This window comes from Microvirga sp. 2TAF3 (assembly GCF_052114965.1).
Taxonomy (GTDB): domain Bacteria; phylum Pseudomonadota; class Alphaproteobacteria; order Rhizobiales; family Beijerinckiaceae; genus Microvirga.
In genome coordinates this window covers 160,208-182,018 of sequence record NZ_JBFRFT010000001.1, presented here as the reverse complement: position 1 = coordinate 182,018, position 21,811 = coordinate 160,208, and the positions used below count along the sequence as shown (strand labels likewise).

At 63.6% G+C, this 21,811-nt stretch carries 19 protein-coding genes; 10 read left to right on the top strand and 9 right to left on the bottom strand.

The genetic code is table 11. From position 1 onward, the window contains the following. Nucleotides 1-28 precede the first annotated feature (28 nt). The 3 genes from AB4Y97_RS00800 to AB4Y97_RS00790 are packed head-to-tail and all read left to right on the top strand — an operon-like array spanning nucleotide 29 to nucleotide 3,138. Nucleotides 29-1,180 carry an ABC transporter permease gene (locus AB4Y97_RS00800; RefSeq protein WP_441997089.1) on the top strand — a complete coding sequence of 384 codons (1,152 nt, stop codon included), beginning with the start codon at nucleotides 29-31 and terminating at the stop codon, nucleotides 1,178-1,180. A 1-nt stretch (nucleotide 1,181) separates the two neighbouring features. Continuing rightward, a complete protein-coding gene (locus AB4Y97_RS00795) occupies nucleotides 1,182-1,967 on the top strand; it encodes an ATP-binding cassette domain-containing protein (RefSeq protein WP_441997088.1) in 786 nt (261 codons plus the stop codon). Between the two features lies 1 nt (nucleotide 1,968). Further along, complete coding sequence (locus AB4Y97_RS00790) at nucleotides 1,969-3,138, top strand: Gfo/Idh/MocA family protein (protein ID WP_441997087.1); 1,170 nt, start codon at nucleotides 1,969-1,971, stop codon at nucleotides 3,136-3,138. 13 nt (nucleotides 3,139-3,151) lie between these two features. On the opposite strand, the gene recQ is transcribed toward AB4Y97_RS00790, so the two are convergent. Together recQ and AB4Y97_RS00780 are read right to left on the bottom strand one after the other, a co-directional pair. Next, nucleotides 3,152-4,954 carry a DNA helicase RecQ gene (recQ, locus tag AB4Y97_RS00785; protein WP_441997086.1) on the bottom strand — a complete coding sequence of 601 codons (1,803 nt, stop codon included), beginning with the start codon at nucleotides 4,952-4,954 and terminating at the stop codon, nucleotides 3,152-3,154. Continuing rightward, the gene (locus tag AB4Y97_RS00780; RefSeq protein ID WP_441997085.1) at nucleotides 4,951-6,246 is read right to left on the bottom strand and encodes an NAD(P)/FAD-dependent oxidoreductase; all 1,296 of its coding nucleotides are present in this window, start codon (nucleotides 6,244-6,246) and stop codon (nucleotides 4,951-4,953) included. The genes recQ and AB4Y97_RS00780 overlap by 4 nt, the downstream gene beginning before the upstream one ends. A 120-nt stretch (nucleotides 6,247-6,366) precedes the next feature. On the opposite strand from AB4Y97_RS00780, the gene AB4Y97_RS00775 reads away from it, so the two are divergent. From AB4Y97_RS00775 to AB4Y97_RS00765, 3 genes are all read left to right on the top strand, one after another. Then, nucleotides 6,367-6,825, top strand: coding sequence for a CAP domain-containing protein (locus tag AB4Y97_RS00775; RefSeq protein ID WP_441997084.1), 459 nt, complete (start codon nucleotides 6,367-6,369; stop codon nucleotides 6,823-6,825). 61 nt (nucleotides 6,826-6,886) lie between these two features. Next, nucleotides 6,887-8,665 (top strand): SLC13 family permease, encoded by a 1,779-nt coding sequence (locus tag AB4Y97_RS00770; protein WP_441997083.1) that lies wholly within the window; start codon nucleotides 6,887-6,889, stop codon nucleotides 8,663-8,665. Nucleotides 8,666-8,721: 56 nt separating this feature from the next. Next, nucleotides 8,722-8,922, top strand: coding sequence for a hypothetical protein (locus AB4Y97_RS00765; RefSeq protein ID WP_441997082.1), 201 nt, complete (start codon nucleotides 8,722-8,724; stop codon nucleotides 8,920-8,922). Nucleotides 8,923-8,981: 59 nt separating this feature from the next. On the opposite strand, the gene AB4Y97_RS00760 is transcribed toward AB4Y97_RS00765, so the two are convergent. After that, complete coding sequence (locus tag AB4Y97_RS00760; protein ID WP_441997081.1) at nucleotides 8,982-9,275, bottom strand: hypothetical protein; 294 nt, start codon at nucleotides 9,273-9,275, stop codon at nucleotides 8,982-8,984. 222 nt (nucleotides 9,276-9,497) lie between these two features. Here AB4Y97_RS00760 and AB4Y97_RS00755 point away from each other — a divergent pair, with 222 nt between their 5' ends. The 4 genes from AB4Y97_RS00755 (at nucleotide 9,498) to AB4Y97_RS00740 (ending at nucleotide 14,564) form a co-directional block, all read left to right on the top strand. Then, complete coding sequence (locus AB4Y97_RS00755; RefSeq protein ID WP_441997080.1) at nucleotides 9,498-10,292, top strand: hypothetical protein; 795 nt, start codon at nucleotides 9,498-9,500, stop codon at nucleotides 10,290-10,292. 121 nt (nucleotides 10,293-10,413) lie between these two features. Then, complete coding sequence (locus AB4Y97_RS00750; RefSeq protein WP_441997079.1) at nucleotides 10,414-11,337, top strand: DMT family transporter; 924 nt, start codon at nucleotides 10,414-10,416, stop codon at nucleotides 11,335-11,337. 219 nt (nucleotides 11,338-11,556) lie between these two features. Then, nucleotides 11,557-12,669 (top strand): GTP cyclohydrolase II RibA, encoded by a 1,113-nt coding sequence (gene ribA, locus AB4Y97_RS00745; RefSeq protein WP_441997395.1) that lies wholly within the window; start codon nucleotides 11,557-11,559, stop codon nucleotides 12,667-12,669. 203 nt (nucleotides 12,670-12,872) lie between these two features. Then, complete coding sequence (locus tag AB4Y97_RS00740; protein WP_441997078.1) at nucleotides 12,873-14,564, top strand: L-lactate permease; 1,692 nt, start codon at nucleotides 12,873-12,875, stop codon at nucleotides 14,562-14,564. A 186-nt stretch (nucleotides 14,565-14,750) separates the two neighbouring features. On the opposite strand, the gene AB4Y97_RS00735 is transcribed toward AB4Y97_RS00740, so the two are convergent. From AB4Y97_RS00735 to AB4Y97_RS00710, 6 genes are all read right to left on the bottom strand, one after another. Next, the gene (locus tag AB4Y97_RS00735) at nucleotides 14,751-15,920 is read right to left on the bottom strand and encodes a M20 aminoacylase family protein (RefSeq protein WP_441997077.1); all 1,170 of its coding nucleotides are present in this window, start codon (nucleotides 15,918-15,920) and stop codon (nucleotides 14,751-14,753) included. A 93-nt stretch (nucleotides 15,921-16,013) separates the two neighbouring features. Then, nucleotides 16,014-17,222 carry a peptide ABC transporter permease gene (locus AB4Y97_RS00730; RefSeq protein ID WP_441997076.1) on the bottom strand — a complete coding sequence of 403 codons (1,209 nt, stop codon included), beginning with the start codon at nucleotides 17,220-17,222 and terminating at the stop codon, nucleotides 16,014-16,016. A 138-nt stretch (nucleotides 17,223-17,360) separates the two neighbouring features. After that, nucleotides 17,361-18,245, bottom strand: coding sequence for a 3-hydroxyisobutyrate dehydrogenase (gene mmsB, locus AB4Y97_RS00725; protein WP_441997075.1), 885 nt, complete (start codon nucleotides 18,243-18,245; stop codon nucleotides 17,361-17,363). A 126-nt stretch (nucleotides 18,246-18,371) separates the two neighbouring features. Continuing rightward, on the bottom strand, nucleotides 18,372-19,529 hold the full coding sequence (locus AB4Y97_RS00720; RefSeq protein ID WP_441997074.1) for an isobutyryl-CoA dehydrogenase: 1,158 nt from the start codon (nucleotides 19,527-19,529) through the stop codon (nucleotides 18,372-18,374). A 93-nt stretch (nucleotides 19,530-19,622) separates the two neighbouring features. After that, complete coding sequence (locus AB4Y97_RS00715; protein ID WP_441997073.1) at nucleotides 19,623-20,198, bottom strand: hypothetical protein; 576 nt, start codon at nucleotides 20,196-20,198, stop codon at nucleotides 19,623-19,625. A gap of 31 nt (nucleotides 20,199-20,229) precedes the next feature. Next, nucleotides 20,230-21,726: a CoA-acylating methylmalonate-semialdehyde dehydrogenase gene (locus tag AB4Y97_RS00710; protein WP_441997072.1), complete on the bottom strand. Its 1,497-nt coding sequence runs from the start codon at nucleotides 21,724-21,726 to the stop codon at nucleotides 20,230-20,232. Nucleotides 21,727-21,811 lie beyond the last annotated feature (85 nt).

Below are 21,811 nucleotides of genomic sequence, written 5' to 3'. Positions count from 1 at the left end.
TCCAGATGTTTTGTTCAGGGAGGCGTTCATGACGGATGTCAGCCAACCTACCGCCCATGTGGCACCGGTTCCCCCCGGCGCTCCCGCAAAACCCGCTCGCGACGAGCGCCTGAAGGAGGCTTCCCTCCTCACGAAGGCCATGCGCCGTCCGGAACTCGGGGCGCTCGCCGGTCTCGTCCTGGTCACGATCTTCTTTCTCTCCACCGCCGATTCGTCGATGTTCACCCTGGCGGGCATCATGAACATCCTCACGCCTGCCTCGCAGCTCGGCATTCTCGCCATCGCGGCGGCGCTTTTGATGATCGGCGGCGAGTTCGACCTCTCCATCGGTTCGATGGTGGCCTTCGCGGGCCTCATCTTCGGATCGTTCCTGACGCTCACGGGATGGCCGCTGCTGCTCGCCATTGCGGGAACCTTCGTGCTGGCGGCGCTGCTGGGTGGCCTGAATGGACAGATCGTCATCCGCACGCGGCTGCCGTCCTTCATCGTCACCCTCGCCTTCCTCTTCATCCTGCGCGGCCTGTCCCTCGTCGGCCTGAAATGGGCGACGGGCGGATCGACCCAGATGCGCGGCATCGGCGATCAGGCGGGCCAGGGCATCGTGCGCGAGATCTTCTCGGGCAACGCCCTGGAGGGCCTGTTCAGCTGGCTCGCGGCCCACGACATCGTCGCGAAATTCCCGAACGGGACGCCGACCGTCACCGGGGTTCCGGTATCGATCCTCTGGTTCATCCTCTTCGCTATCGTTGCGACATGGATCCTGCTGCGCACGAAAGCGGGCAACTGGATCTTCGCATCGGGTGGCGATGCGAATGCCGCGCGCAATTCCGGCGTGCCGGTCGATCGGGTGAAAACGAGCCTCTTCATGCTGACCGCCTGCGCGGCGGCCCTGGTCGCGATTCTGACCGTTCTCGATGCGGGCTCCACCGACTCGCGGCGCGGCTTCCAAAAGGAGTTCGAGGCCATCATCGCCGCGGTGATCGGCGGCTGCCTGCTCACCGGCGGCTACGGCTCGGCGATCGGCGCGTTCTTCGGCGCCATCATCTTCGGCATGGTCTCGATCGGCCTCACCTACACGCGCTTCGACTCGGACTGGTTCCAGGTCTTCCTCGGCGCCATGCTGCTGCTCGCGGTGCTGTTCAACAACTTCATCCGCCGCAAAGTCACGGGAGAGCGCTGACATGGCAACGAATGCTCCTCTCATCGACATCCGGGAAGTGGTCAAACATTTCGGCTCCGTGATCGCATTGTCGGGTGTGTCCCTCACGGTCGGCCGCGGCGAGGTGATGTGCCTCCTCGGCGATAACGGCGCCGGCAAATCCACCCTGATCAAGACGCTTGCCGGCGTGCACAGGCCGACGACCGGGGAATTCCTGGTCGATGGCGAACACGTCACCTTCACGAGCCCGCGCGACGCGCTCGATGCGGGCATCGCGACGGTCTATCAGGACCTTGCGATGATCCCGCTCATGTCGGTGACGCGCAATTTCTTCATGGGCCGCGAACCCACGAAAGGGTTCTGGCCGTTCCGTTATGTGGATTTCGACCATTGTAACGAGGTGACGCGCGAGGAGATGCACAGGATCGGCATCGACGTGCGCGACCCGAACCAGGCGGTGGGCACGTTGTCCGGCGGCGAGCGCCAATGCGTGGCGATTGCCCGCGCGGTCTATTTCGGCGCGAAGGTCCTGATCCTCGACGAGCCGACCTCGGCGCTCGGCGTGGCGCAGACCTCGATGGTGCTGAAATACATCCATCAGGTCCGGCAGAAGGGCCTGGGCGTGATCTTCATCACGCACAATGTGCGCCATGCCTACGCGGTGGGGGATCGGTTCACGGTGCTCAACCGTGGCAAGACGCTCGGCACCTATGCGAAGTCCGGGATCCAGATCGACGAGTTGCAGAACCTCATGGCCGGTGGCAAGGAGCTGCAATCGCTTTCGGCGGAACTGGGCGGCATGGTCTGACATGACGGGACTTGGAAACACGAGGCTTGGAAAAACGGGGCTTGGAATCGGCCTCATCGGCACGGGCTATATGGGCAAGTGCCACGCGCTCGCCTGGAACGCGGTCGCGCCCGTCTTCGGCGATGTGGCGAGACCGAATCTCGCCATGCTCGCCGAGGCCTCGCAGGATCTCGCCGAAAGGAAGGCGAGGGAACTCGGCTTCGCCCGGGCCACGGGCGACTGGCGCTCCCTCGTCACCGATCCCGCCGTCGATGTGGTGTCGATCACCACGCCGAACGCGTTCCATCCCGAGATGGCGATCGCGGCGCTGGAGGCGGGCAAGCATGTCTGGTGCGAAAAGCCCATGGCGACGAAGCTCGCCGACGCGGAGCGGATGCTCGAGGCCGCGCGGACCTCGGGCAAAGTGGCGGTGCTGGGCTACAACTACATCCAGAACCCGATCATCCGCCTGATCCGGCGTCTGCTCGACGAAGGGCAGATCGGCGAGGTCAACCATGTCCGCATCGAGATGGATGAGGATTTCATGGCGGATCCGGAAGAGCTTTTCTACTGGAAGAGCGAGGCCTCCTCCGGCCATGGGGCGCTCGATGATTTCGGCGTCCATCCCTTGAGCCTGATCTGGACCCTCCTCGGGGGTGTCCGGCGCGTCTTCGGTCATATGGCGAAGCCCTATGCTGATCGTCCTATCAAAGGCGGCGCGCGGCGCGCGGTCGAGACCTACGATATCGCCACGACCCTGATCGAGCTGGAAAACGGTGCATCCGGAATCATCGCCCTCAATCGTTCCGCCTGGGGGCGCAAGGGCCGCATCTTCGTGCAGCTGTTCGGATCGAAGGGCACCATCGTCTACGATCAGGAGCGCATGAACGAGGTGCAGATTTATACGACGGACATGCCGAAGGATCGCCAGGGTTTTCGCACCATCCTCGCATCGCCGCTTCATGCGCCCTACGACAAATTCATCCCCGCGCCCGGTCACGGCCTCGGCTTCAACGAGCTGAAGATCATCGAATGCCATGCGCTGATCCGGCGCATCGACGGCGAGGCGGCAACCATCATCGATTTCGAGGGTGGTATCCGCATCGAACGCATAGTGGATGCGGTGGCGCGCAGCGCGCATGAGGAGCGCTGGATCGAGGTGGAATCGGGAGAAGAGCGGCGGGCGGCTTGAGATTGCCGCATCGTCAAGCCGCGTGTTCCTTCACAACCGCGAGGAAGGCGTCCGCATAGCGGTCGAGTTTGGCCTGGCCGACGCCGTGGATTTCACCGAATGCTCTGACGGTCGTCGGCCTCTTGGTGGCCATGTCGATCAGGCTGCGGTCGGAGAAGATCACGTAGGCCGGCACGCCTTCTTCCTTGGCGAGACGCGTGCGCAGGGCCTTCAGCTCCATGAGCAGCGGATCGTCCCCCGGCACAGTGGCATGAGCTTCGAGCGCAGTCCGCCTGCGACGGCGCTCGCGGGGCTTCATCAATACATCCGAACGCAGCTCGATGCGCTCCTGGCCTTTCAGTACGGAAACGCCCCTGTCCGTGATGGTCCAGCGGCCGTATTCCGCGAGCTCCAACCCGACGAGCCCGGCGGCATAGATCTGCCGCAGCAGCGAGCGCCATTCCGTCTTCGAACGGTCGGCCCCGACACCGAAGGTCTTGAGGCTGTTGTGTCCGAAACGTCGGATCGCATCGGTGTCTTCGCCGACCAGAATGCTGATGAGGTGTTCGGTGCCGAAGCGCTCGCCCGTGCGCACGATGGCAGAGAGAAGTTTTTGCGCCTCGACGGTGCCGTCGAAGGACATGACACCTTCGATGCATAGATCGCAATTGCCGCAAGGCTCGGTGCTTTCGCCGAAATAGGCGAGCAGCGTCTGGCGGCGGCAGCGCGGCGCTTCGCATAAAGCGACCAGCGCATTGAGCCGTTGGCGCTCGATGCGCTTCTGCTCGTCGGAGGATTCGCTGTCCTCGATCTGCGCCCGGCGCAGGCGCATGTCGTCGAGGCCGTAGAGGGTGAGTGTGTCGGCGGCGGCGCCGTCGCGGCCCGCGCGGCCGATTTCCTGGTAATAGGCCTCGATGGATTTGGGCAGGGCCGCGTGGGCGACGAAACGCACATCCGGCTTGTCGATACCCATGCCGAAGGCGACAGTGGCCACCATCACCACGCCGTCCTCCTGCAGGAAGATGTCCTGGTTCTTGGCGCGCTCGGCCTGGACCATGCCCGCATGATAGGGCAGGGCGCGATAGCCCGCCTGATTGAGCGAATCCGCCAGCCTCTCGGTGGAATCGCGGGAAGAGCAATAGACGATCCCGCTCTCGTGCCGGTGCTTGTCGAGGAACGTGAAGAGCTGGCGCTTCATGTTCTCCTTCGCCTGCATGGCGAGCCGGAGGTTCGGCCTGTCGAAGCCGTGGATGAAGATGCGCGGCTCGCTCTCGAACAGGCGATGCATGATGTCGCCGCGGGTCGCCACATCGGCGGTGGCGGTGAGCGCGATGGTCTGCACTCCTCCTAAGCGGCGGCGCACCTCGCCGAGCAGGGCATATTCGGGCCGGAAGTCATGGCCCCATTGCGAGACGCAGTGAGCTTCGTCGATGGCGAGAAGGTTGACGCCCGCGCGGGCCAGCCACTCGGTCGCGCCCGTATTGGCGAGTCGCTCGGGCGAGGCATAGAGCAGGCGCATGCGCCCGTCGCGGATGGCGTCGGTCACGCGACGGTTCTCGTCCGCGTCGTTGGCTGAGTTGAGGCTTCCGGCCTCGATGCCGAAATGGCGCAGGGCCGCCACCTGATCGCGCATCAGCGCGATGAGGGGAGAGACCACGAGAGTCAGTCCCTCCCGGGCAAGGGTCGGCAGCTGGTAGCAGAGCGACTTGCCCGCGCCGGTCGGCATTACCGCCAGCACGTCCTCGCCGTCGAGCACGGCACGCACGATTTCCTCCTGTCCTTCGCGGAAGGAGGAGAAACCGAAGACGTCGTGGAGGATCTGGCGCGGGTTGGTCACGATTGCCGTGTGGCCGAGCGGCCGGATTCGGTCAATGCGGCATCGGGAATCTTCAGGCGTTCGAGCACGCCTTTCGCTGCTGCGATCCCGGTGGCGAAGGTCGCCTGAAGTAGATAGCCGCCCGTCGGCGCCTCCCAGTCCAGCATTTCGCCTGCCACGAACACACCCGGCAGGTGGCGCAGCATCAGATGCTCGTCCACTTCCGTGAAAGGCACGCCGCCGGCCGTGGAAATGGCTCGCTCGATGGATTTGACGCCGGTCAGGACGAGCGGCGCGGCCTTGACCAGGCGTGCCAGGGCTTCGGCCTCCAGGGGCAGGGAAGGGGCGCCCTCCCGCAGGAAGGCGATCGCGAGAGGCGAAAGGCCCGCCGCCTTGCGCAGAAAGGTGGAAGTGGATTGGCCCCGGCGCGGGGCATCGAGCCGGATCGTGAGTGATTCGGTGGAAAGATCGGGTCTCAGGTCGATATGCAGGGTCGCGCTGCCGTCCCGCTGAATGGCATCACGGAGCCTGGCCGAAAGGGCATAGATCGCCCCGCCCTCAATACCATCCGCCGTGACGACGGCCTCGCCGCGAACGCTTTCGCCTTCGAAGGTCATCGCCATCCGCTTCAAGGGCTCGCCCTCGAATCGGCTGCGAATCACCTCGGACCACGCGACGGTGAAGCCCATATTGGCGGGGCGGAGAGGCGTCACGGCGATTCCGCGTTCTTGCAGCAAAGCGGTCCAGCCGCCATCCGAACCCAGCCGGGGCCAGCTTGCGCCGCCGAGCGCCAGGACGGTCGCATCTGGCTTCTCGGTGATCGTCCGGCCCGACGAATCGGTGAAGACAAGGCGGCCTTTCCCGTCCCAGCCCTGCCAGAGATGGCGAAGCGCGAAACGTACATCGAGCCCGTCGAGACGCGCGAGCCATGCGCGCAGAAGCGGAGAGGCCTTGAAAGCCTTGGGAAAAACGCGCCCGCTCGATCCGACGAAGGTCTCCTGACCGAGGCCTTCGCTCCAGGCACGCAGATCCTCGGGGCGGAAAGCTTCGATGAGAGGACGCAGGTCGGATTCCGCTTTCGCATAGCGCGTCACGAATCGCCTAAAATCCTCCCCATGGGTCAGGTTCAGGCCGCCGCGCCCGGCCATCAGGAACTTACGCCCGACCGAGGGCATCCGGTCGTAGACGGTGACGGCAACGCCTGACCGTCCCAGAACCTCCGCGGCGATCAGGCCGGCGGGGCCGCCGCCGATCACGGCGACATGGAAGGATGGTGGGGACAGGGACATGCGATCAGCTGACGCGGGAGGCATTCTGGACCCTTAGCCTGCGACATGGCATGCAGCGGATCGGTTCGGTCGTGCTCCACATGACCGCCATTGCTGTTTTTTTCAAGAGGAGCGGCGTTCAATGCCGCCTCAGGGGATATTTCAATGCGGGCCGTGTCCTTTTGCCTTCTGATCGCGCTGGCGCTTGCCGGCTGCGCCACCGAGTTGCCGCGCACGAATGCCGTTCTCACAAGTTCCACGAGCGATGCCAAAGCCGCAGCATCGCTGATTTCGGCCTATCGGGTCTCCAAGGGCCTGAGCCCCGTTTCCGTCGATCCGCGCCTGAACGAGGCGGCCGAACATCAGGCACGGGCGGTCGCCGCTGCCGGCAAGCTCAGCCACGGCGATTTCAGCGGGCGCATGGATAAGTTCGGCATCCGGGGCTATGCGGCCGAGAATCTTTCCGCCGGCACCCCCTCGGTCGACGGCGCCATCAAGCGCTGGCAGGCCTCCGCCGGCCATAACGTCAATCTTCTGATGCCCCAGGCCCGTTATATCGGCTTGGCCCGCGCCGATGCGCAGGGCGGCTACGGGCGCTATTGGGCCCTCGTTCTGGGTCAATAAAGAGCGGGCACAAACTTGACTGTTGCGCGTTAGAACCTTGGTTCCCTATCGTGCGCGCGACATGACATACCCGCAGATCCTCGCCTTTGCCGTCGTCGCCGGGATGATGGCGCTCTTCGTCTGGGGACGATTCCGTTACGATGTCGTCGCGACCCTGTCCCTCCTGGTCGCGGTGCTTGTCGGCATCGTTCCGGCGGACAAGGCCTTTTCCGGCTTCAGCGACGACATCGTCATCATCGTGGCAAGCGCTCTCCTGGTGAGCGCTGCCGTGGCGAAATCGGGCGTACTGGAAGCAGGCCTGAACCGGCTCGCACCTTACTTGCGCACGACGCAGATCCAGATCGCCGTGCTTGTCGGCATCGTGACGATTCTATCCGCCTTCGTGAAGAATATCGGCGCGCTCGCCATGATGATTCCCGTGGCGTTTCAGATCGCGCGGCGCACCAACACCCCGCCCTCCAGCTTCCTCATGCCGATGGCCTTCGGGTCTCTGCTCGGCGGCATTGTCACTCTCGTCGGCACATCGCCGAACATCATCGTGTCGCGGGTCCGGGGCGAATTGCTCGGCGAGCCGTTTCAGATGTTCGATTTCACGCCCGTCGGCGCCGGCATCGCGCTGGCCGGCGTAATCTTCCTGGCCTTTGGCTACCGTCTTCTGCCGAAAGGACGCAAGGGCGCCGTTTCCCTGTACGATGCGCTCGATATCAAGAATTACGTCACCGAGGCGCGTGTTCTGCCTGAATCCGACATCGCGGGGCAGACCGTCGCCGATCTGCGCAAGATGGGCCAGGGCGATGTGAAGGTGGCAGCCATCATCCGCAACGAGACCCGCAGTTCGAGTCCCCTGCCGGATGCCGCGATTCGCGAGAACGATCTGCTCCTGCTCGAGGGCGAGCCGGATGCCTTGGAAAGCGTGGTGGCTCGGGCAGGGCTGAAACTCAGCCGCGAGCACCGCCGTCCGGAAACGGACGAGGCGACGGACGAGATCGGCGTCATCGAGGCCATCGTCGGGCCGAACTCGGTTCTGACCGGTGCTTCCGCCGAGCGCATCGCTCTCTACGAGCAGTTCCAGGTCAATCTCCTGGCTGTCAGCCGCAGCGGCGAACGTTTCAAGGAACGCCTGCGCGCCATCACCTTGCGCCCCGGCGACGTGCTCGTGCTTCAGGGTAATCTCAAGAGATTGCCGGACGCTTTGAAGAATCTCGGCTGCCTTCCCCTTGCTGAGAGAGACATTCGTCTCGGCAGTGCGCGCAGAAGCCTTCTGCCCATCGCGATTCTCGCCATGGCCATGGCGCTTGTCGCCTTCAACATCCTTCCCGTCGCCATCGCCTTCTTCGGGGCTGGCGTGCTGCTGGTCCTGTTCGGTTCGATCACCCTGCGGGAGGTCTATGAGACCATCGAGTGGCCCATCATCGTCATGCTCGGCGCACTGATTCCCGTGAGCGAGTCGATCCGCACCACAGGCGGCACCGATCTGATCGCGGCGTGGCTCTCCTCGGTGGCGAACATGCTGCCGCCGACGGGCGCGCTCGTGCTCATCATGGTCGCCGCCATGGCGGTGACGCCGTTCCTGAACAATGCCGCGACCGTGCTGGTGATGGCGCCTATCGCCGCGAGCTTCGCGACGAAGCTCGGGTTCAGGCCCGATGCGTTTCTGATGGCGGTTGCCATCGGCGCGGCATGCGATTTTCTCACGCCCATCGGCCATCAGTGCAACACTCTCGTCATGGGGCCCGGAGGCTATCGTTTCGGCGATTACTGGCGGCTCGGCCTGCCGTTGTCGATCATCGTCATCGTCGTCGGCATTCCGCTCATCATGATGTTCTGGCCCTTGCAGTGAGGAACGGACGTCAGGGCCATCCGTTAATCTTGCATACCACCAACGGAGTATGCGTCATGACGAGAGGCCCCGGCCCCTACGATCCTCAGCCGCAACAGCCGACCCCGAGTCCCAACCCTGTGCTTCCCGGCCACAATCCAACGGAGGTGCCGGTTCGCGAGCCGACGGAAATTCCCGCCACCGATCCCGATCTGCCCCCGTCAGAACCGTCGGTTCCCGATCCGGGCAGTCCGCCCAATCCGGGGCCGGTAGCCTGAAATGAAAAAGCCCGGAGTTTCCTCCGGGCTTTTTCGTTGAACCGTGCGCCTTCGTGAATTCAGCGGAGAGCTGCCGTCAGGAGAAGCGTCAGTCCGGCAGCCGACGAGGTCAGGGCAACGATCATCGACCAGCAATGAAGCCGGTCGCGTTCCTCCTGGTTGAGCAGGGAGCGCAGCCTCGCATCGGAGCGGCCGAGGATGAAGCTGTGATGCCGCGCGGGCGCGGATGCAGGACGATAGCCGGCAGGTCCGATCACGGGCCGCGGCCTCTCATGGGTGCCGGCCGTCGAGAACGATTGATCGGAAGAAAAATGCGAGCCCATGGCGTTCACAGGGTTGAAGGAGCAGGTCATGTGCCAGCCTCGCTCTGAAGCCGTGAACACGAAGTAAAGCCGCCGCAGAACCAAAATTCTTCGTAAATCAATCCTTTCCAGGAGACTTGTTCCTCGCGGCAGAACGGTTCGCTTCCCGCTAAGTTCACGGACCGGTTCGGCAATAGAATAATGTTGTATCTTTTATTCTCCCGCAGCGTCATTTGTGTTACGCAATAACGCAAACTTTGACGGGGGCATTTCATGACCAAGGCATTCCATCTGATCGGCGCATTGGCGTTTTCTCTGGGACTGGCAGCCTGTAACTCGGTTGGAGACGGCGGTGCGGCAGGTACGGCCCTCGCGATCGGCACGTCCTTCGATCCGACCGGTCTGTCGGGAACGGCCGTCCGGCTGGCCACTCCGGCCATTGCTGCAGCCAGCACCGCGGCGGCCAATGCGGATGTCGATACCGGATCGGGGCCCGATCTGAGCCGCTTCCTGCCTCGCCTGCGCGATGTGGCTTCCGGCAAGACGGCGCGCCCCCATTTCGCGGATGATGCCGCAAGCGTCATGGACCGGGACAATGCCCGCATGACGATGAACCAGCTCAAGAGCATGGCCTCGGTCATGCGGGGACTGGCGAGCGGCGCCATGTCCGGCGGTCTCGGGGCTGCAGATGCCGCAGCTAGGATCGGTCAACAGGCTCTCTGGGGAGGAATCCGAACTGCCGAGCAGCAGGCGGCAACCGCCTACACGAAGGGCGCATTGAAAAATGCTCAGTCCCAGTTCGCCTCCGACCGCACGGTGCCGGATGCCGACCGTCCCGCCGAGGCGCGCGTGATCCTCTCCATCGCCGATGACGCCGACGGCCAGACCGCATCCTGGAAGAATCCCGCTACCGGCGCCTCCGGTACGGTGAGCATCCAATCCATCGAAATGGCAGAAGCCAGCGAGTATCGGTGCCGGATCGTCATGCGGTCCTGGAAAGGCAGCTCGATGCGCACGGGCAGCATGGGCATCTGCCAGTATCAGGGAGACTGGTACGAGCTGTTCTGATTCATCACTGAATCCAAGTCGGATCATCACAGAAAACGGGTCGCAAACTTGCCCGTCCCAGAGCATGAGGTGTCCGATCACTCGGGACCGACCTATGACCCAAGCTTCCATTCAAAGAACCATGGCTGCGTCCGACTGGGCGCTGCTGATCCTCCTGTCCATCGTCTGGGGCGGTTCGTTCCTCTTCGTCGGGGTGGCCGTCAAGGAGCTGCCGCCTCTGACGATCGTGGCGCTCCGCGTCGTGATGGCGGCCATCGTCCTGCGTGCCGTGCTTGCGATCCTGCGCGTGCCCCTGCCGCGCGAGCGGCGAGTCTGGGCTGCCTTTCTCGGCATGGGGATACTCAACAACGCGATTCCGTTCACCCTCATCGTCTGGGGGCAGAGCCATATCGCGAGCGGGCTCGCCTCGATTCTCAACGCCACGACTCCTCTCTTCACCGTGATCGTCGCCCATTACCTCACGGCGGATGAGCGCCTGACGGGGCAGCGCCTGATCGGGGTCATCGTCGGTTTTCTCGGCGTCGCCGTCATGATCGGGGCGGCTGCGTTCTCGGCCTGGGATGCGAGCGTACCGGCGCAGGTCGCCGTTCTGGGCGCGGCTCTGTCCTATGCCTTCGCCGGCGTCTTCGGGCGGCGCTTCAAGGCCATGGGCATTCCGCCCCTGGTGACGGCGACGGGGCAGGTGAGCGCATCAAGCGCCCTCCTGCTGCCCCTGGCCTTCATCGTCGACCGCCCCTGGACCCTGTCGGTGCCGAGTGCTGGCACACTGATTTCCATGGCGGGGCTGGCTCTCGTCTCGACGGCCTTCGCCTATATCATCTTCTTCCGTCTCCTGGCCCGGGCTGGCGCGACGAATGTCGGCCTCGTGACCTTTCTCATCCCGATCAGCGCCATCGTCTTCGGCACTTTCCTGCTGGGAGAGAGCCTCGCGCCCCGCCATATCGCCGGTATGACCCTGATCGGCTGCGGCCTTATTCTTATCGATGGGCGGCTGGTCTCCGGCCTCAGGCGCTCCGTTCAAGTGGGGAGGCCCGCCCCGCGCTAAAGCATCGGACCCAAAAGCGGACCTGCTTTTCCGCACGCTGCGCTGAGGCGGGGCTGCTAATCCTGCATGGCAGCCATCCCATCTGCGGGATTAGGGCTGTCGGGGAGCCTGTGCTAAGCTGTAAGCAATCCGGAAGCTTGACTGAAGAGGGCGACTGAGCCTTTCCACGAGGCGTCGGCTTTCCCTGAAAGAGTTGGGAGCGTCTGAATTCAAGCGATGATGCGCGTTGTTTTAAGCCTATCCGAAGATCTTGCCGTTACGGCGGTCGAGAGGGCGATCACGGAGTTTCGCAGCGCTCGCCCCCTTGTAATCGACGGGCCCGCGGGCAGCGCGCTCGTGCTCGGCATCGAGGATCTCGATGAGGCCATGGCGGCCCAGATCGAGGCCATCGCCGGCGGACACGCCCATCTCGTCCTGCCGCCCGCCCGCCTGCGCCGTCTCGGCCTGGAGCGCGAGATGCCGGGCGTCGTCGCCTTGCCATCCGTCGACAGGGCCCGGATCGAGATGCTCGCCCTCAAGATCGAGGGACGCATCGACGCTCCGGTCAGGGCGGCGGGTTTTCTCGACGAGGATGCGCTGGAGCTCGCCCGCCTGTCGCTTGTCCTTCCGGCCGTGATCGTGGTGCCATTGGCGGCCGGGATCGAGGTCGATCCGTCCTTGACCCGCGTGCCGGGCCCGGCCATCCGCAGTTACCGCCGCGCGAAGGCGGTGGACCTGAAGATCGTCAGCCGCGCGCCCGTGCCGCTTGAAGGCGCGCCCACCAGCGAGTTCGTGGTGTTTCGCGGCGGCGAGGGCCTGCGCGATCAGGTGGCGATCATCGTCGGCTCTCCCGATCTGGCGAAGCCCGTGACCGTGCGCCTGCATTCGGCCTGCCTGACGGGGGATCTCTTCGGCAGCTTGAAATGCGATTGCGGCGACCAGCTGCGCGAGACCGTGCGTTTCATGGCGCAGAACGAGGGCGGCATCCTGCTCTATCTCGACCAGGAAGGGCGCGGGAACGGCATCGCCAACAAGATCCGGGCCTACAAACTGCAATCGCAGGGCTACGATACCTATGACGCCGACGAGGTCCTGGGCTTCGAGGCGGATCAGCGCCATTTCGATTTCGCCGCCGGGATGCTCAAGAAGCTCGGCGTGCAGGCTGTGCGGCTTCTCACCAACAATCCGGAGAAGATCCGCGCCCTGAAGGAGGCCGGGCTCGACGTGATCTCGGATCATCGGGTGCTGGGCCGCCCGACCGCGGAGAATGTGAGCTATCTCGCCTCCAAGCGCGACCGTGCGGGACACTACATCGACATCGAGGCCCTTCTCGCTTCCTCCATCAAGGATTGAGGCATTCCTCATCCGCAAGGGCATGGTCCGGACAGGGAAATCCGGTCTTCCGTCAAGGTCTTGCGTCATCAAAAGACAGCACTTTAGTTCATATTGTCGCGTGCGGCGCCCGTCCTAGCTTCGTTAGGGGCGGCACGACCGCTATGGCCTGACCGCCTCAACCAAGTCGCCGGCTCTTGCCGGTGGGTTCAGGGGAAACGCTCATGTGGAGCCAGGTCTATAATCCGCTCGGGAGTGCCGTGCTCTCGACAATCGTCGCCGCATTGCCGGTGATATGCCTGCTCGGGCTTATAGCCTTTGCAAGAATGCAGGCGCATTTCGCAGCACTCATCGCCCTCGCCTTGACACTGTTCATCGCCATCGTCGTGTTCAGCATGCCGAGCGGTATGGCATTCGAGGCCGCCGGTCTGGGCGCCCTCACCGGCCTCTTTCCTATCGGCTGGATCATCCTCAACGTCATCTTCCTTTACCGCCTGACCGTTGAGAACGGTTCGTTCAAGATCCTTCAGGATTCGATTGCCGGAATCACGGCGGACCGCCGCCTGCAACTCCTCCTCGTCGCCTTCGCCTTCGGCGCGTTCTTCGAGGGTGCGGCAGGTTTCGGCACGCCGGTTGCCGTGACGGGCGCGATCCTCATCGGTCTCGGCTTCTCGCCTCTTGCCGCATCAGGTCTCTCTCTCATCGCGAACACCGCCCCGGTCGCTTATGGGGCGCTGGGCACGCCCATCGTCACCCTGGGTGCGGTCACCGGCCTTGATCCCATCGCGCTTGGCGCCATGGTGGGGCGGCAATTGCCGTTCTTTTCGCTGATCGTACCGTTCTGGCTGATCTGGGCCTTCGCCGGCTGGCGCGGCATGCTCCAGATCTGGCCTGCCGTTCTGGTCTGCGGCGTCGCCTTCGCCGTTCCGCAATTCCTGGTCTCGAACTACCACGGTCCCTGGCTGGTCGACGTGGTCGCATCCCTCGTCTCCATGGCCTGCCTGTTCGGGTTCCTGAAGATCTGGCATCCGTCCGTGATCTGGACGAGTCCGGCCCTGCGCAGCGGCGTCGAGGCCGGTGCGACGGTCCCCCGGCCCGTATCGCTCGGAGCGGCCTCCGCCGCCGAGCTGTCCGGAACGCCACGCCATAGCTCCAGCGACGTCATCAAGGCCTGGATGCCGTGGATTATCCTCTGCGCGGTCGTGTTCGTATGGGGGACGCAGACCTTCAAGGACATCGTCAATCCGCTCTACTTCCCGAAATGGACGCTCGAGGGACTGCATAACATGGTGCAGAAAGTCCCTCCGGTGGTTCCTAAGCCGACGCCCGAGGGGGCGGTGTTCGGGTTCAACATCCTCACTATGACGGGAACGGGCATCCTGCTCGCGGCGCTCATCTCGGGCTTCGTGATGAAGTATTCGCCTCTGCGCCTGATCCAGGCCTATGGCGAGACCCTGTGGGTGGTGCGCTACTCCCTCATCACCATCGCGGCGATGCTCGCACTCGGCACGCTCACCCGCTATTCCGGCGTCGATGCCACCCTCGGCCTCGCCTTCGCGCAGACGGGCTGGCTCTATCCCTTCTTCGCCGCGCTGCTCGGCTGGCTCGGCGTGGCCTTGACCGGGTCGGACACGGCCTCGAACGTGCTCTTCGGCAACCTGCAGAAGATCACGGCGGGCCAACTGGGATTGTCGGAAATCCTCATGTGCGCCTCGAACTCGACCGGCGGCGTCATGGGCAAGATGATCGACGCGCAATCGATTGTCGTGGCCTCCACCGCCACCAACTGGTTCGGTCACGAGGGCGATATCCTGCGCTTCGTGTTCTGGCACTCGATCGCGCTAGCTTCCCTCGTCGGCGTGCTGGTGATGCTGCAGGCCTATGTTCATCCGTTCACGGCCATGGTCGTGCACTAGAGCATCGATCCCAAAAGTGGATTCCGCTTTTGGGATCGATCCGCTGCTCTCTCGTTGGATGAGCGCATCGTTCCATGCGGAAAACCGGGTCCACTTTTCCGCACGATGCGCTAGCCGGGTAGAGGATCATTGAAACGCAATCGCCGCCAGTGCGAGCCGGCGGCGATTGTCGTTTGAAGCAAGTCTTCAGCGTGCCGGCATGCCGGTCTCAACGATCTTGGCCCAGAGCGAGACGCCGTAGGGCGCGGCCTCGTCGTCGAAATTATAGGCCGGATGATGCACGCCCGCCGTATCGCCGTTGCCGACGAAGATGTAGGCGCCGGGCCGTTTCTGCAGCATGTAGGAAAAATCCTCCGAGCCCATCAGCGGCGGGATCGAGGTGTCGACGGCGTTCTCGCCCGCGACCTGCTTGGCCACATCGATGATGAACTCCGTCTTGTCCGCGTCGTTGACGGTGACCGGGTAGCCGCGGAAATAGTCGATGCTGGCTTTCGCGCCGAAGGCGGCGCAGACATTGTCGACGATCGCGCGGATGCGGCTCTCGGCCGTGTCCTGCACGGCGGGCGAGAGAGTGCGCACGGTGCCGAGCAGTTGCGCCGTCTGCGGGATCACGTTGAAGGTCTCTCCCGACTTGATCATGCATACCGACACGACGACCGATTCGAGCGGATCGACATTGCGGGACGCTACGGATTGCAGGGCCGTTACCACATGACTTGCCACGAGAATCGTGTCGATGCCGTCATGGGGCCGCGCCGCATGGGCGCCCTTGCCTTCGATGGTGATGCTGAACCGGTCGGCCGCCGCCATCATCGGGCCGGGCCGCACCGCAAAATGCCCGATCGGGATACCCGGCATGTTGTGCATGCCGTAGACCTCTTGCACGCCGAAGCGTTCCATGAGGCCGTCCTTCACCATGGCGTCGCCGCCGCCGCCGCCTTCCTCGGCCGGCTGGAAGATCATGATCGCCGTACCGTCGAAATTGCGGGTCTCGGAGAGATACTTGGCGGCGCCGAGCAGCATGGCGGTGTGGCCGTCATGGCCGCAAGCATGCATCTTGCCCGGGACCTTGGACTTGTAGGGCACGTCCGTCGCTTCCTCGATGGGCAGCGCGTCCATGTCGGCCCGAAGGCCGATCACTTTGCCCGAACCGTTCGTACGGCCCTTGATGACGCCGACGACGCCGGTCCGTCCGATGCCTGTCACAACCTCGTCGCAGCCGAAGGCCTTCAGCTTTTCGGCGACGATTCCGGCCGTGCGATGCACGTCGAAGAGAAGTTCCGGGTTTTCATGGAAGTCCCTGCGCCAGGTGGCGATTTCATCGGCGAGGTCGGCAACACGATTGATGATCGGCATGGAAGATCCTTGCTGAAAATATCCAGGAACCAACGAAGCAGAGGAAACAGCCGTCCGTCAATCGCAATAGACAATTTAAGCACTGCCGTAACGTCAGCGTCTCCGGTGAAGAACGGCCTTCGGGCGTGTGGTGCGAAACTGTCCGCGCTCGATGGCGACGAAAACCAGCACCACGACCACGAGTGCCGTGAACCACCAGAGCTGTGCGGTTCCGACCCCTAAGCATCCAAGCGTATAGGCCGTCGCGAAAGCGGCCATGATGCCGGGATCCAGGGCAGGGCGCTGTTCGCCGGACCTCATGGCGGCGGAATAGAGCAGGAAGGCGCCGGCCACTGCCCCGACGAGGCCGAGCTCGTACCAGATCTCGAACAGGATCGTGTAGGGCGCATTCACCGGCAGCAGGCTGAAGAAACGGCCGCGCAGGGCGGTTTCCAGCCCATGCCCGGTGATCAGGCGGAGCGGTTCGCCAAGCACGACATTCCGCCAGACATCGAGGCTGGCCGCGATCGGCGAATCCGGCCCAAGCAGGACCGCGACGGGCTTCAGCAGGAAAGGAAGGACGGGTGCCAGCAACAGGAGCCCCGCCATCACCAGAGCGGTCAGGCGCGTCCCGAAGGCAGGGCTGACGGCGGTGACGACGAAGATCAGGGCGCCGACCGCCAAACCTTGGAGAGACAGGCCATCGGCAGCGAGGAGCGCGCCCAGGGCGACGACGACGACCAGAAGCAGGGCCTCCAGATTGCGGCCACGCGAATGCAGCCAGGTCACGGCGGGCCAGAGCAGCAGGGCAAGCACGATCATGCCGCGCTCCAGGCTCTGCCCGTCCTGATCGAGATGTCCGGCGCCTTGAAAGGCGATGAACATCCCGAGCAAGGCGGTCAGTCCGACGCCGACCGGAAGGATGTAGAGATTGGCCGAGCGCATCCGGTCGGGAAGCGCCAGATAGCCGGCCAGCGCCAGCAGGGCCATGCCGATGATGTTGAGCAGGCGCTCCGAGGCCTCGGTCACGAAAGGGGTCCAGATCAGCGAGAGGGTCGTCCACAACAGAAGGATGGCCCCGGCAAGTCCACCCGCAGAGGTTACAATGGAAAACAGCTTGTCCAGGGGAGCTTTCGCTCCGCCATCGAGGAGGGAAGCGATAATGAGCAGCATGATCGCCAGGGGCGCGAGCACCACGACCGCGCGCCGCGTCAGGAGCGCCGCTACGGGGATCGCGAAGAACAGGATCGCAAATCCGACGCGGCGCAGCATGGCTGCGGCGTCGGCGGAAGGATCGGCCGTGAGGTCAGATGAACGGGCCATGTCAGGCTCGGCAATCGAGGGTTGAGTTCCTTGGGAGGTGGAGACTAACGGACGAACGGTCCGAAAGCTGTAGGTGTCTTGCAACACCTCTCGGACCTTTCTCCCTCCCGCCGCCGTTTCCTGCGCTTGTTCACAGAGTTAGCTCTTCCGCCCGCGCAGGAAATTGATGATGCCGGAGAAATCGTCGCCTTCATGGCCCGCGCTGTTGAACAGCGCATAGAGCTGTGCCGCTTCCGCGCCGAGCGGCGTTGTCGCGCCGGAGGCGAGCGCCGCCTCCTGCGCCAATTTCAGGTCTTTCAGCATCAATGTCGCCGCGAAGCCCGGCTTGTAGTCGTTATTGGCGGGCGAGGTCGGCACCGGGCCCGGCACCGGGCAATAGGTGGTCAGCGACCAGCACTGGCCGGAGGAGGTCGAGGCCACGTCGAACAGGGCCTGATGGGCGAGGCCCAGCTTCTCGGCCAGCACGAAGGCCTCCGCCACGCCGATCATCGAGATGCCGAGAATCATGTTGTTGCAGATCTTTGCCGCCTGCCCCGCCCCCGCCTCGCCGCAATGGACGATCCTTTTGCCCATCCGGGACAGGATCGGTTCTGCCTTCGCGAAAGCCTCCAGCGTGCCGCCCGCCATGAAGGTGAGCGTTGCCCCCTTCGCCCCGCCAACGCCGCCGGAGACCGGGGCATCGAGGGATTGAAGGCTTCGATCCCCTGCCATGGCATGGGCCTTGCGCGCGCTCTCCACGTCGATGGTGGAGCAATCGATTACGAGTGCTCCTGGCTTCACCGCGGGCAGGATGCCGGACCAGACCGACAGCACATGCTTGCCCGCTGGCAGCATGGTGATGACGATATCGGCATCCTTCACCGCCTCGTTAGCCGATCCGGCGACAGTGATCCCTTCCGTCTTCGCCTGATCGCAGGAAGTGGGGGAGAGGTCGAATCCGGTGACGTCGTAGCCGGCTTTGACGAGATTGGCGGCCATGGGGCCGCCCATATTGCCGAGGCCGATAAAGGCGATGCTGGTCATGTTTCCTCCGACATTTTCCCTCCCCTTTGTGGGGAGGGCCAGGGGGTGAGCACCAAGCTCTGAAAGTTCAGCGCTGACGCCCCACCTTCACAGCCTCCCCCCAAGGAGGAGAGTGGGTTGGCGTTTCTACCGAGGCTGGTTCCCCCGTCCCACCAGATCGCGCGCCACGATGAGGCGCATGATCTCGTTGGTGCCTTCCAGGATCTGGTGGACGCGCAGGTCCCGCACGATCTTCTCGATGCCGTAATCGGCGAGATAGCCGTAGCCGCCATGGATCTGGAGCGCCTGGTTCGCCACCTCGAAACCGGTATCGGTGGCCATGCGCTTGGCCATGGCGCAGAGCTTCGTCGCATCCGGTGTCTTGGCATCGAGCGCCGAGGCCGCGCGCCACAGGAATGTCCGCGCGCATTCGAGCTCGGTGGCCATATCGGCAAGCTTGAACTGCAGCGCCTGAAGATCGGCGATGCGCTTGCCGAAAGCCTTGCGGTCGTTGGCATAAGCGAGCGCCTTGTCCAAAGCCGCCTGCGCGCCGCCGAGCGAACACGCGCCGATATTGAGGCGCCCGCCATCGAGGCCGGACATGGCGATCTTGAACCCCATGCCCTCCGCTGCCAGCCGGTTGTCGACGGGCACGCGCACATCCTCGAAGATCACCGCCCGCGTCGGCTGGGCGTTCCAGCCCATCTTCTTCTCGAGAGCGCCGAAGGACAGGCCGGGCGTGTCTTTCTCGATCACCAGGGTCGAGATGCCCGAGGGACCTTCCTCGCCGGTGCGCACCATGGTCACGTAGATGTCCGAAACGCCCGCGCCCGAAATGAACTGCTTGACGCCGTTGACCACGTAATGGTCACCGTCGCGCACGGCCTTCGTCTTCAACGCGGCGGCGTCCGAGCCGGAGCCCGGCTCGGTCAGGCAATAGCTGCCGATCGTCTCCATGGTGCACAGGCTCGGCAGGAAGCGCTGGCGCTGCTCGTCAGACCCGTAGCGGTCGATCATCCAGGCAACCATGTTGTGGATCGAAAGATAGGCCGAGACCGTAGGGCAGCCGGTCGCCAGCGCCTCGAAGATCAGGGCTGCGTCGAGGCGGGTCATGCCGGACCCGCCGACATCGTCGCGGGTATAGATCGCAGCCATGCCGAGGCTTGCTGCCTCGCGCATCACATCGACTGGAAAATGCTTCTTCTCGTCCCATTCAAGCGCATGAGGGGCGAGGTTGTCCGCCGCGAAGGCCAGCGCCATGTCGCGGACGGCGATCTGGTCTTCGGTGAGAGAGAACTGGGTCATGGCTCTAAATCGTCATGCCTCGGGGGCTTCGGGCAACCATGACTTTCGATCTAGAGCACAGGCAAGGTAGACCAAGCTTGCGTTCCTAAAGAATCAGTCAGGCTTAGGCAGAAGCTTTTCGATTTGACCCATCATGGTGATGTGGAAAAGAAATTCTCTGTGCGAGGGGGAGCGATAGTAAGGCTGATTGATGGGCCTGATGCTTCTTCCTAGGCGGGAGCAGAGGCCAAAAATGCCATCTGTGTCGCGGGGAAGATTGGGATAGTGGTCAAGGAATGAAGAATTTATATGATCTGCAATATAAATCTCGCCTTCTTCGTCGTATTTAAGACTATCCATCATTCTTACGATATTGTTGCATGGTCCGTCGCACCATCCTCCATAAACGAGCTTGGCATTTTGCCGCCCGTCCCCCTTCAGCCATTTATCAACTTCATAAGTAAGAATAAGCACCGGGTACTCAACATCTGGGCCAACAAACTCAACTTTTACAATACGGCCTTTGAAGATGGACTGTGCCTCGGCAACCTTTCTGGAAGCGAATTGAACCATGCGGCCAAAAGCTTCATCCACTGGCATGTCGGAGCGCCAGAATAGCGGTCTCGGACATTGCAGCGCCTGAACCGGCCAAACGAAAACCGCCGCTCCCAAGCTGAGAGCGACGGCCATAGCGTTTCGTAAAACGGCTTTCAAGCCGTCCTCACTTCATCGTCGGAATGGAGAATTCGGCGCCTTCCTTGGTGCCCGAGGGCCAGCGGGAGGTGACGGTTTTCGTTTTGGTGTAGAAGCGGATCGCGTCCGGGCCGTGCTGGTTGAGATCGCCGAAGCCCGAGCGCTTCCAGCCGCCGAAGGTGTAATAGGCCAGCGGCACCGGGATCGGCACGTTGATGCCGACCATGCCCACATTCACTTTTGATGCGAAGTCGCGGGCCGCGTCGCCGTCGCGGGTGTAGATCGCGACGCCGTTGCCGTATTCGTGGTCGGAGGGCAGGCGCAGCGCCTCGTCGTAGTTCTTGGCGCGCACGACCGAGAGAACGGGCCCGAAGATCTCTTCCTTGTAGATGCGCATGTCGGGCTTCACCTCGTCGAAGAGGCAGCCGCCCATGTAGAAGCCGTTCTCGTAGCCCTGCATCTTGAAGTTCCGGCCATCGACCACGAGCTTCGCGCCTTCCTGCACGCCGAGATCCACATAGGAGCGAACTTTGTCGAGCTGGGCCCTGGTGACGAGCGGGCCGAAATCGGCTGAAGGATCGGTGGAGGGGCCGACCTTCAGGCTTTCCACACGCGGAATCAGTTTGTCCATCAGCGCGTCCGCCGTGGACTTGCCGACCGGCACCGCGACCGAGACCGCCATGCAGCGCTCGCCCGCCGAGCCGTAGCCCGCGCCGATCAGCGCATCGACTGCCTGGTCGAGATCGGCATCGGGCATGATGATCATGTGGTTCTTCGCGCCGCCGAAGCACTGGGCGCGCTTTCCGTTCGCCGCCGCGCGGGCATAAACGTATTCGGCAATGGCCGACGAGCCGACGAAGCCGACCGCCTTGATGTCGTGATCGTCAAGGATGCCGTCGACCGATTCCTTGTCGCCGTTGATCACGTTGAGGATGCCGGCGGGAAGGCCCGCCTCGATCATCAGCTCGGCGAGGCGCATCGGCACGCCGGGATCACGCTCGGAGGGCTTCAGGATGAAGGCGTTGCCGCAGGCGATGGCAGGCGCGAGCTTCCAGAGCGGGATCATGGCCGGGAAGTTGAACGGCGTGATGCCGGCGACGACGCCGAGCGGCTGGCGGATCGAATACATGTCGATGCCGGGGCCCGCGCCTTCCGAGAACTCGCCCTTCATCAGGTGCGGGATGCCGGTGCAGAACTCAGCCACCTCGACGCCGCGCTGGATGTCGCCCTTGGCGTCGGAAATCGTCTTGCCGTGCTCGCGGGCGAGCACCTCGGCGAGCGGGTCCATTTCCTTGGCGATGAGCTCCAGGAACTTCATCATCACGCGGGCGCGGCGCTGCGGGTTGGTGGCGGCCCAGGCGGGCTGCGCGGCCTTGGCGTTTTCCACCGCCTGGCGCAGCTCTTCTTTGGAGGCGAGCGCGACCCGGGCGATGACTTCGCCCGTCATCGGCTGGAAGACTTCGGCCGTGCGGCCCGATTTGCCGGGAACGTGCTTGCCGCCGATGAAATGTCCGATCTCGCGCATGGCGTCTCTCCTCCTGATGGGTGTTTTGATGTCGTTCTGTCTACCATTGTCAAAATCGCACGGCTATGGGTGAAATCGAAGCGAC